General features: G+C 70.6%; 12 protein-coding genes. 2 read left to right on the forward strand and 10 right to left on the reverse strand.

All coding sequences use genetic code 11. The features are described from left to right. Positions 1-710: Gfo/Idh/MocA family oxidoreductase (locus AB0C29_RS19320; RefSeq protein ID WP_360821908.1), on the reverse strand; the 710-nt coding region annotated here is incomplete at its 3' end. Positions 711-789: 79 nt separating this feature from the next. Here AB0C29_RS19320 and AB0C29_RS19325 point away from each other — a divergent pair. Together AB0C29_RS19325 and AB0C29_RS19330 are read left to right on the forward strand one after the other, a co-directional pair. Continuing rightward, the gene (locus AB0C29_RS19325) at positions 790-1,155 is read left to right on the forward strand and encodes a hypothetical protein (protein ID WP_360821927.1); all 366 of its coding nucleotides are present in this window, start codon (positions 790-792) and stop codon (positions 1,153-1,155) included. Continuing rightward, complete coding sequence (locus tag AB0C29_RS19330; RefSeq protein ID WP_360821909.1) at positions 1,148-1,579, forward strand: hypothetical protein; 432 nt, start codon at positions 1,148-1,150, stop codon at positions 1,577-1,579. Before AB0C29_RS19325 ends, AB0C29_RS19330 begins: the two co-directional genes overlap by 8 nt. 89 nt (positions 1,580-1,668) lie before the next feature. Here AB0C29_RS19330 and AB0C29_RS19335 read toward each other — a convergent pair whose 3' ends face one another. The 9 genes from AB0C29_RS19335 to AB0C29_RS19375 all read right to left on the reverse strand — a co-directional run. Beyond that, positions 1,669-2,685, reverse strand: a complete 1,017-nt coding sequence (locus tag AB0C29_RS19335; protein ID WP_360821911.1) for a hypothetical protein — start codon at positions 2,683-2,685, stop codon at positions 1,669-1,671. Further along, a complete protein-coding gene (locus AB0C29_RS19340; protein WP_360821913.1) occupies positions 2,685-3,182 on the reverse strand; it encodes a SigE family RNA polymerase sigma factor in 498 nt (165 codons plus the stop codon). Before AB0C29_RS19340 ends, AB0C29_RS19335 begins: the two co-directional genes overlap by 1 nt. A 52-nt stretch (positions 3,183-3,234) precedes the next feature. Beyond that, a complete protein-coding gene (locus AB0C29_RS19345) occupies positions 3,235-4,698 on the reverse strand; it encodes a glutathionylspermidine synthase family protein (RefSeq protein ID WP_360821915.1) in 1,464 nt (487 codons plus the stop codon). A gap of 3 nt (positions 4,699-4,701) precedes the next feature. Continuing rightward, a complete protein-coding gene (locus AB0C29_RS19350; RefSeq protein WP_360821917.1) occupies positions 4,702-5,100 on the reverse strand; it encodes a hypothetical protein in 399 nt (132 codons plus the stop codon). A gap of 85 nt (positions 5,101-5,185) precedes the next feature. Then, positions 5,186-5,944: a 3-oxoacyl-ACP reductase FabG gene (gene fabG, locus AB0C29_RS19355; protein WP_360550397.1), complete on the reverse strand. Its 759-nt coding sequence runs from the start codon at positions 5,942-5,944 to the stop codon at positions 5,186-5,188. Between the two features lie 109 nt (positions 5,945-6,053). Next, entirely contained in the window at positions 6,054-7,700 is a 1,647-nt protein-coding gene (locus tag AB0C29_RS19360; protein WP_360821919.1) for an alpha-amylase family protein, read from the reverse strand. Beyond that, on the reverse strand, positions 7,681-8,553 hold the full coding sequence (locus tag AB0C29_RS19365) for an MFS transporter permease (RefSeq protein ID WP_360821921.1): 873 nt from the start codon (positions 8,551-8,553) through the stop codon (positions 7,681-7,683). The genes AB0C29_RS19360 and AB0C29_RS19365 overlap by 20 nt, the downstream gene beginning before the upstream one ends. Beyond that, complete coding sequence (locus tag AB0C29_RS19370) at positions 8,550-8,987, reverse strand: hypothetical protein (RefSeq protein ID WP_360821923.1); 438 nt, start codon at positions 8,985-8,987, stop codon at positions 8,550-8,552. The genes AB0C29_RS19365 and AB0C29_RS19370 overlap by 4 nt, the downstream gene beginning before the upstream one ends. A 64-nt stretch (positions 8,988-9,051) precedes the next feature. After that, on the reverse strand, positions 9,052-9,827 hold a 776-nt coding region (locus AB0C29_RS19375), incomplete at its 5' end, for a hypothetical protein (protein ID WP_360821925.1).

Below are 9,827 nucleotides of genomic sequence, written 5' to 3' on the forward strand. Positions count from 1 at the left end.
CGGGCTGCCGACCCGAAGAACGCCGCGTCCTCGCGTTCCAGGGCGGCCGGGGCGTCGACGGACAGCGTCAGCGTGCTGATCGCGCCGCCGGTGTGCCGCAGCAGCACGTGGGTCATGTCGCGGTCGCCGGCCAGCGCGGTGACCTGCGCGACCGGGCCCAGCACGGGCAGGATCAAAGCGACCGCGTGCGGGCCGACGTCCCACAGGCCGCCGCTCTCCTTGCGCCACACCGACGCCCCGAACGGGTTGCCGGGCTGGAAGATCGAGCCGAGGTGGTCGATCCGCGCCTCCAGCCAGCCGCCGGCCTCGCGGACCTGGTCGATGAACTGCTGGATCTGCGGCATGAAGCGCCGGGTGAAGAAGACGACCCCGGCGACCTGCTGCTCGGCGGCGGCCGCGACGATCTCGGCGGCGGCCTCGGTGGTGAAGGCGATCGGCTTGTCCAGCAGCAGATGCTTGCCTGCCTTGGCGGCGCGCAGGGCGATGTCGGCCTGCACGTCCGGGGGCAGCGCGACGGCGATCGCGTCCACGTCGGCGATCAGGGCGTCGATCTCCGCGTAGGGCTGCGCGCCGTGCTCCGCGGCCAGCGCGGCCGCCTTGGCCGGGTCCCGGCCCCAGACACCCACGAACTCGACGTCCGGGTGCGCCGCCAGCGCCGGGGCGTGCGCCTGGTGGGCCCACGGTCCCGTACCGAAAAGTCCGAACCGCATCCTCGTGCCGCCTTCCCGCTGGAGATCACACCCGGCCGAAAGCTAACACGCTGCCGCTGATCAGTACGCTGGGCCGGTGATGAACGGCCCGCTGTCGACCGCGACCATCGTCGTGGCCCTCCTGCTGGGGATCTGGTATCTGATCCGCTCGGCGCTCAACCGCGCCCCCAGCAACACCGACCTGTGGGCCATGCTCGGTCTCAGCGCTCTGGTCGCGGTGCTCGTCGTGGTGGCCGTCGTCGGGCTCATCAGCGGTGACCGGCCGGGCGAGACGACCACCTTCATCGGCTACCTGATCACCACCGTCGCGTTCGCCCCGGTCGGTTTCTATCTGGCCCGGCTCGAGCCGACCCGCTGGGGCACCCTCATCCTCGGCGTCGCCTGCCTGGTGCTGCCGGTTCTCGTGCTGCGGTTGCAGCAGATCGCGGAGGCCACCGGTGGCTGAGCCGACACCGACCCACACCAGGCCGCGGGATGCGGCCCTGGGCACCGGCGCCGGCCGGGTGCTGCTGCTGGTGTACGGCATCTTCGCGGTCTCCGCGGGCGCCCGGGCCGGCGTGCAGATCGCCACGAAGTTCTCCGAGGCGCCGCTGGCGTTCCTGCTGTCGGCGTTCGCCGCGCTGGTCTACATCGCGGCCACCATCGGCCTCGCCGTCGGTGGCACCCGGGGCCGCCTGATCGCCCTGACCAGCTGCTCGATCGAGCTGGTGGGCGTCCTGGTGGTCGGCACCCTCAGCGTGCTCGACCAGGAGGCGTTCCCGGACGCCACCGTCTGGTCGCGCTTCGGCAGCGGCTACGGCTACGTGCCGCTGGTGCTGCCGCTGATCGGCCTGTGGTGGCTGTGGCGCAACCGGCCCGGCCGGGCCTGACCAGGCGGCCCTGATCACCGGGCCGCTCTGAGCGGCCGGCCCCGATCGGCGGGCCGGCCCCGATCGGCGGGCCGGTTCTGACCGGCGGGTCAGCGACCGATCCAGGTGAGGGCCGTCGGGTTCGGCGCACCGGCCGCCTCGGCCAGCGCCACCATCGCCGGCCGGTCCAGGTCCACGGAGAGGACGGTCAGCCGCAGTCCGCCGCCGAGCTCGACGACCAGGTAGTGGCCGCCCTGGGTCTCCGCGTACAGGTGACGGGCGGGCCGGCCGCCGACCCGCAGGCTGGTGCCGCCCGCGGGCGCCGGGGTCACCGTGCCGACGCTGACCGAGGTGCCCGAGGCGACTGCGCTGCCGAAGGGGTCCTCCTCGCCGAGGTCGGTCACGGCAAGCCACTCGCCGGGCGACACACCCGTCACGCTCTGGGCCACGCTGATCTGCCCGGCCGGAATGCCGACCACCATGGGCAGTTCCGTTCCGGTGGGATCGGGCCGCACCGAACGGGCGATGCGCAGCATGGTGTCCCTGGTGATCCCCGGCTGATCAGCCCGGATCTCGATGGTGAAGCCGCCGGTCTGCCAGTACACCCCGGGCGGCCCGTCGGTGCGATAGCCGCCGCTGCTGCCGTTGATCTCGACCGTCTCGTCGCTCTCGTCCCGGGTCACCTCCGACTCAGCGGCCGCGGCGACGGTCATCGACAACCGGCGCGGGACATCGTCGATCAGCAACGGGGACGGTGGCGGTGCTGAGCCCCAGACCCGGATGAGGCCCTCCCCCGGCCGGATCGAGCGGTGGTACTCCGCGTACCCCGCGGGCAGCCAGCCCGGGCTGAACTCCAGGGGCACGAACCGGCTCTGGGGCCCGGTCACGCTGGGCACCGGGCTCGGGGTGACACTCGGCGGCTGCGGGGCCGGTCCCGGGCGCAGAGCGAGCATCGGGGCCAGCACCGCGACGACCCCCGCGGCCGCCAAGGCCAGCACCAGGCGACGACGCCGGACCACCCGGGCCCGGCGCTGCGGCAGGGCGTTGAGAACCCGCTGTGGATCGACGGCTCGCTCGGCCTGCTCGTGCTGCGCCGCGCGGACGAGGTCTTCGAGGGACTGGCTCATCATTTCTCCCCGGTCAGGATCGGCGCGGCCGGCAGCTGCTCCCGCAGCGCGAGCAGGGCGCGGGAGACATGCGAACGGGCGGTGACCGCGCGGCAGCCCAGGGCGTCGGCGATCTCGTCGTAGGACATGTCCTCGTAGAAGCGCAGCGCGACGGCCGCGCGTTGCCGGGCCGGCAAGGTGGCGATCAGCCGCCACATCGCGTCGCGCTCACCCCACGAGGTGCCGTGGTCGGGCACGCTGCCGGCGGCGGCCTCCAGGGACTCCCGGCTCACCGGCCGCGCGGCCCGGCGTCGCCGCCACGACAGGAACTCGTTGACGACCATGCGCTTGACGTAGGCCTCGGGCGAGTCGAGCCCGCCGATCCGGCCCCACCGCTGCTGCGCCCGGACCAGGACCTCCTGGGTGACGTCCTCCGCGAGATGCGGATCCCAGGTCACGACCGTGGCGTAGCGCAGCAGGGCGCCCAGCCGCAGCGCCACGAACTCCTCGAATGTCACAACCCCTCAACGCGCCGGTGGAGCCGGAACGTTGAGGGGCTGCGAGACAAATTCAGGAATCGGCGCCGACGGTGTGCGGCAGGAAGTTGCAGTTGTCCCGGGTGACCAGGCCGTCGGTGCCCAGGCCCTCACGGATGCCCATGCCGGCCGGCTCGCCGTCGATCAGCCAGGCGCCGATCACCGGGTGCACGGTGCCTTCGAGGCCGTCGAACGACGGCAGCTCCAGCAGCTCCTGCACCACGAAACGGCCGTCGCTGCCGTACTCGGTGGGGTTGTCGACCAGGGTGACGCCGTCGCGGACCAGCTTGACCGAGCCGCCCTCGCGACCCCAGACCGGCTTTTTCGCGTACGAGGTAAGGGTCGCCGCCTTCGACGACTCCGCGAAGTAGGCCGGGAGCAGGTACTTACCGCGTTCCGGGTCGTCGCCGAAGAGCTTCCACAGCACCGGCAGCAGCGCCTTGTTGCCCAGCAGCGCCGCCTTGTACGGAGGCTCGATCCACACCGTGCCACGCTTGGCGGGGTCGGCCATGTTGCGGAAGAAGGCCTTGCCGCCCTCCTCGTTCCAGAACCACTCCCACGGGTACAGCATGAAGATCACGTCGATCGGCTGCGCCTTGTGCTCCTGGCCCGGGGCGGGCACGAAGAGCACCCGGTCGCCGGCCACGTCCCAGCCGATCTGGCTCATCGCGATCAGCTCGACCGGATAGCCGGCCTCCTCGGCGGTCGCCATCAGGTAGGCCACGTTCATCCGGTCCTCACCGGACGTCTCGCTGGTCTCGTACGCGAAGTAGATCTTGGGTTTTTCCGGCAGCCACGGGCGCGCCTCGCGCAGCTTGCCGAGGTTGCGCCGCCAGGCGCCGGGGTTGGCCGGCTCGCCGTCGGCCGCCTCCCAGCCGACCAGCCGGTCGTGGATGGAGTTCCACTGCCGCCAGGGGTGCTGGGTCACGCCGGTCTGGTCCACCCAGTGCCACTGGATGACCGCGGCCTCGACCAGCGACGTCGGCGTCTGCGCGTTGTATTCGAGCAGGCGCGGGACGCTGCCGGCGCCGTTGTACCAGAGGTCGAAGCGGCCGTAGACGGACGGCGAGTAGTCCGGGGTCTGCATCGGGATCCGGCCGTCCGGGTCCTTGTCCTGGTGCGTCCAGGTCTCGGCGTCGCCGTCGAACCACGTGCGGATGATCTGCTCGTGGGTGTACTCCGGGATGCCGATCTTGGCCAGGAAGCAGGTCTCCGGGCCGCAGACCGAGGCGAAGTAGCCGTCACGGCGGCCCTGCGCGGTGTGCCGGGGGCACTGCTGGACCATCCAGTCGCCGGCCTCGAGGCACATGCTGTTGAGCGCGGTCGTCGCCGCTTCCAGCTCCTCGATCTCGGCTTGGCTGAAGTCGTAGTACGGCCCCTCCTGCCAGTACGACATCATCGTGCCGTCCGGCAGCTCGGTGTCGTTGTAGGTCAGGCCGAGGCTGTAGTTGGTGAGTCGCCAGCCGTCGCGGACCGGGCCGTAGGGAACCCGCTTCAACGCTCAGCCGCCCGACTTGCCGGACTTGCCGGACGTGCCGCTGCCGCCCTTGCCGACGACACTGGTCTTGACCGTGCCGTTGCTGATCCGGCCGGACGACGGCAGCCCGAACCGGGAGCGTGCGGTCTTGTCGTTGTAGGCGAACTTGCTGCCACCCGAGGGCAGCCGTGAACCGACCGGGTAACCCGAGCGGTAGCCCGACGAGTGCCAGATGAAGAAGCCGCCCCCACCGCCGCCGTTGTTGTTGTCATCGTCGCAGTAGTCCTCGTCCACGATGACGCCGTTCTCGTCGGCGCAGTAGAAACCCTCGTCCTGGTAGTCGTTGCCGTTGTCGCAGGCAGCCACGCCGCCTGCTGCCAGCAACAGGAACGTGCTGGTCAACGACACACTACGAGAGCTCATCCGTCGGTTCACTGTCGGCTTCTCCACCCTTCGACCCGTCCGGCCCGCTCCATCATGTGTAGCTCGCCGGATCAAGCCATGACGGCTAGTCGCGAGGACCGCCGGCCACGTAGATCACCTGGCCGGAGACGAATCCCGCTCCTTCACTGACCAGGAAGGATACGGTGTTCGCCACGTCTTCGGGACGGCCCGCCCGGCCGACCGGGATCTGACCGATCGCCGCCTTCTGAAAGTCCGCGAAGTCGACGCCGACCCGGGCCGCGGTGGCCGCGGTCATGTCGGTCACGATGAAGCCGGGCGCGACCGCGTTGGCCGTGACACCGAAACGACCCAGCTCGATGGCCAGCGTCTTGGTGAAGCCCTGGAGGCCGGCCTTGGCCGCGGCGTAGTTGGCCTGACCCCGGTTGCCCAGCGCCGACGTGCTGGACAGGCAGACGATGCGACCCCACTGGGCGTCGACCATGTGCTTCTGCACGGCCCGGCTGAACAGGAACGCGCCGCGCAGGTGGACCGCCATCACGGTCTCCCAGTCGTCGTCGCTCATCTTGAACAACAGGTTGTCGCGCAGCACGCCGGCGTTGTTGACCAGCACGGTGGGCGCGCCGAGCTCGGCGGTGACCCGCTCGACGGCGGCGGCGACCTGGACGGCGTCCGAGACGTCGGCGCCGACGGCGAGGGCGGTGCCGCCGGCGTCGTGGATCGCGGTCACCGTGTTCGCGCAGGCACCTTCGTCGAGGTCGACGACCGCCACGGACAGGCCGTCGGCGGCGAGCTTGCGCGCGGTCGCCTCGCCGATGCCACGTGCGGCTCCGGTCACGATCGCTACCCGACTCGGCTGGGTCATTGCTGGCCTCCCGCTTGATCTGTTACGCAGTCGGCCGACTCTAACCCAGCTGTTACCCGCGGGTTACCTGGTGGGGTCATCTTTCTGCATCAAGGATGCAAATTTACGGTCACGGCTTCCGGCACAGCCGGATCCAGCGGTAGCCGTAACCCGCGACCTTGAGCTGGTCGAACTTGCCCGGCTCCGGATACTCCTGGTCGGCGAGCACGTCGTTGGGGAAGTCGGCCTCCGGGTACAGGCTGCTGAGGTCCACCACGCCGTCCTCCTCGGCCAGGTTGTGCAGGAAGAGCATGGTGCCGGTGGAGTCGTCCGCGCGGTGCACGAGCAGCCCGGCCGGAGCGGGCACGTCCACGTGGGTGCAGCTCCCGCTGCCGACCTCCGGCGCCTCCCGCAGGGTCCGGATCATCCGCTCGAACCACGACAGCAGCGACTTCGGGTCGTGCCGTTGCAGGGTGGCGTTGACCTTCTCGTAGCCGTACTCGCCGCCGGTGATCACCGGGCGCACGAGCTGGTCGGCCTTGGCGGTGGAGAAGCCGCCGTTGGCGGCCATGTTCCACTGCATCGGGGTACGGATCGCGTCGCGCCCCTTCTGGGTGAGGTCGTCACCCATGCCGAGCTCCTCGCCGTAGCGCAGCACCGGCGTGCCCCGCAGGCTGAACTGCAGCGCGTAGGCCAGCTCGATGCGCCGGCGGTCGCCGCCCAGCATCGAGGCCAGCCGGCGGCGGATGCCCCGGCCGTAGAGCTGCATGTCCTCGTCCGGGCCGAACTGGGCGAACACCTCGGTGCGCTGCTCGGCGGTGAGCCGGGAGAGGTCGACCTCGTCGTGGTTGCGCAGGAAGGTGGCCCACTGACCGCCGACCGGCAGCTGCGGTGTGTCCCGCAGCGCGTCGATGATCGCTTCCGGGTTGCGCCGGGCCAGCGAGAGCATCAGCCGGCCGTTGAGCATGAAGTCGAACAGCATGTGGATCCGGTTGGCCGAGCCGCCACCGTCGCCGAAGAAGTCCTTGAGCTGCTCGGGCTCGACGTTGGCCTCGGCCAGCAGCACGGCGTCGCCCTGACGCCACTGCACGTGCTGGCGCAGCTCGCTGAGGAACGCCATGTCCTTGGGCGAGTTCGGGTTGCCCGGCTCGGTCTCCTCGATGATGAACGGCACCGCGTCCATCCGGAACCCGGAGACGCCCAGCTGCAGCCAGAACGCGCAGATCTTCTTGATCTCCTCGCGGACCTCGGGGTTCTTGATGTTGAGGTCCGGCTGGAACTTGTAGAACCGGTGGTAGAACCAGAGCTTCGCGGTGCGGTCGTAGGTCCACGTCTCGGCCTGCTCACCGGGGAACACCATGCCCTGGTGCCGGTCCTCGGGCTGGGTCTCGGACCACACGTACCAGTCGCGGTACGGCGAGTCCGGCGACGAACGCGCCGACTGGAACCACGGGTGCTGGTCGGAGGTGTGGTTCACGACCAGGTCGATGATGACCCGGATGCCCCGGTCCCGGGCCTGGTGCACCAGTTCGGTGAAGTCGCCGAGGCTACCCAGGCGCGGGTCGACGTTGTAGAAGTCGGCCACGTCGTAGCCGTCGTCGCGGTTCGGCGTCGGGTGGACCGGGTTCAGCCACAGACAGGTGATGCCGAGGCGGGCCAGATAGTCCAGCCGCCCGATCATGCCCTTGATGTCGCCGACCCCGTCACCGTTGGAGTCGGCGAACGTGTCGATGTCGGCGCAGTAAATGACGGCCTTCTCATACCACCGGTCGCTCATGCCCCCTTACTTGTCCCCGGCTCCGCTTCAGGAAACTTCGGGCCCACGTCAGGGGCCGGACCTTCTCCAGCGCGAGGAAGCTGGTGATCGCGGCGAGGTGCGGGGCGAACGAGATGGTGATGGTGGCGAACGTGACCACGTGGAACGAGTAGAAGAACGCCACCGCGTAGTTCCGCCACCGCGGCCGCAGGAAGAAGATCGCCGGGCTGGCCAGCTCGAACGCCACGATCCCGAACTGCGCGAGGATCAGCAGGTACGGCACACCGGCGATCAGGTCGGCCAGGTCCGTGCCGCGGCGGATGATGGCCCGGGCCAGCACCGAGCTCGTCACCCAGTCGATGCCGCCGAAACGCAGCTTGGCCCAGGCCGCCAGGAAGTACGTGCACACCACCGCGATCTGGGTGACCCGCAACGCCCAGCCGCCGGCCTCGGTGCTGCGCGGGTCGCCGTGCCGGGCCCGCCCCACCGTCGGCAGCACGGCCAGCGCGACCAGCAGACCGACCCGGTCGTGGTCGACCTTGCCGTAGCTCATCGCGATGACCATCCACTCGAAGTAGAGCGCGAAGACGGTCCAGCCGAGCAGCCGGGGAGCCCGCCCGGTGGCCGCGGCCAGCGCGACCACGAGCAGCACCCAGAAGATGCCGTGCACCAGCAACGGGGTCGGGGTGGGCAGGTGCAGCAGCCGGCCGACCAGCAGCGGTTTGTACAGATCGCCGGGCGTGCTGGCGTGGTGGCGGACCCAGGGCGTGAAGATCACCAGATCGGCCGCGACGAAGAGGTAGATCAGCGTGCGGAACGCGGCGACCCGGCCCAGCGGGACCGGCTCGGTCAGCCAGCGGGTCACCCGGTTCACGGTGCACTCCAGGTGGCGATGATCTCGTCCCGGCTGGTGCCGGTGGGCCGCGAGTCCTCGATGCCCTCCCAGCGGATGACGATCCGTACGGTGCGCAGCGGCGCGGCCCCGGGGCTCTTCTCCTCGTATGCCGTGGCGATCCGCCGCAGCCGAGCCGGGTCGTCGATGTAGGCCTGCTGCTGGCCCTCGATCTCGGCCCGGCGCAGCCCGCTGTTGGCCTCGGTCAGCACCACCGTGCGCCCGCTGGTGTCGACCCCCTCGACCCGGGTGTCCGGCGCGTCGGCGTTCGGATCGGGTGCGGTGGAATACATCCGGAAAGGCCCGAACGGGAAGTCGTCGTCCTGCCCCCAGAAGGTGCCCAGGAGCAGCAGCACCAGCCCGGCCACCGTCACCGCGACCCGGATCGTCCGCCCGCGCGTACTCAACGTTTCCATCGCGCCGGGACACTACCGCCGCCGCGCCACCCCGGACCATCCCGGCACGACGCGGCGGCCCCGTTCACACGGACGGCGACCCTGTCCGGGTCACCGAGATCGAGACGTTCACGTTCTCCCGCAGGTGCAGGGCTGCGGCCCCGAGGGCGAACGCCAGCAGGGGGACGCCGGCCATCATCAGCACATCGACCACCACGATGCCGGGTGTCACGGACGCTGCGAGGTGGATGCCGATCGCTCGCTCCAGCAGGTTCTGCGCGATCGGCACCGCGAACACGACCGCGACCAGCACCAGGATCCGGCGCCGGGTGCCGGCGGGGACCCGCTGCAGCCCCGCCAGCAGCAGTGCCCCGGCAGTGACGAGCATGGCGTCGGTCACCGTGAGCAGTCCGAGGATCTGCGGCGGAACCGGCCACCAGGGCAGCAGTAGTGCGCTCACCCCGGCCAGGGCCAGACCACCAGTGATCATCGCGCCGCTGCGCCGGCCCAGAGTGGCGAAGGCCGGACGGCCGTGCCGGGACAGCACCAGCAACGCCACCGTCAGCAGACCCAGGACCACGGCCCAGGACATCTGGATCACGCGGAACTCCTGGTCCGGCTGCCACACCGCGATGGCGGCGATCTCCACCAGCACGGCCACGACAGCCAGCGCCGAAGCCGTACGCCGGGCGGTGAGCAGCACGGCGACCACGACCGCGAGCCAGGCCACCGTACGGGCGGCCACGTCGATCAGCAGGCCGCCCTCGATGCCCCAGAAACGCATCGGGTCGTCGTACTCCAGGAAGTAGTGCAGGCCGCCGATCAGCCGCCGGCCGGCCGCGGCCGCGAGCAGCACCGCGC

This window comes from Actinoplanes sp. NPDC048791 (assembly GCF_040650095.1).
In the GTDB taxonomy this organism is placed as follows: Bacteria; Actinomycetota; Actinomycetes; order Mycobacteriales; family Micromonosporaceae; genus Actinoplanes.

Excerpts from the sequence above, each read along its gene's own strand:
- fabG (WP_360550397.1), bottom strand. The coding sequence starts at position 5,944 with ATGACCCAGCCGAGTCGGGTAGCGATCGTGACCGGAGCCGCACGTGGC.
- AB0C29_RS19350 (WP_360821917.1), bottom strand. The coding sequence starts at position 5,100 with ATGAGCTCTCGTAGTGTGTCGTTGACCAGCACGTTCCTGTTGCTGGCA.
- AB0C29_RS19335 (WP_360821911.1), bottom strand. The coding sequence starts at position 2,685 with ATGAGCCAGTCCCTCGAAGACCTCGTCCGCGCGGCGCAGCACGAGCAG.
- AB0C29_RS19370 (WP_360821923.1), bottom strand. The coding sequence starts at position 8,987 with ATGGAAACGTTGAGTACGCGCGGGCGGACGATCCGGGTCGCGGTGACG.
- AB0C29_RS19325 (WP_360821927.1), top strand. The coding sequence starts at position 790 with ATGAACGGCCCGCTGTCGACCGCGACCATCGTCGTGGCCCTCCTGCTG.
- AB0C29_RS19360 (WP_360821919.1), bottom strand. The coding sequence starts at position 7,700 with ATGAGCGACCGGTGGTATGAGAAGGCCGTCATTTACTGCGCCGACATC.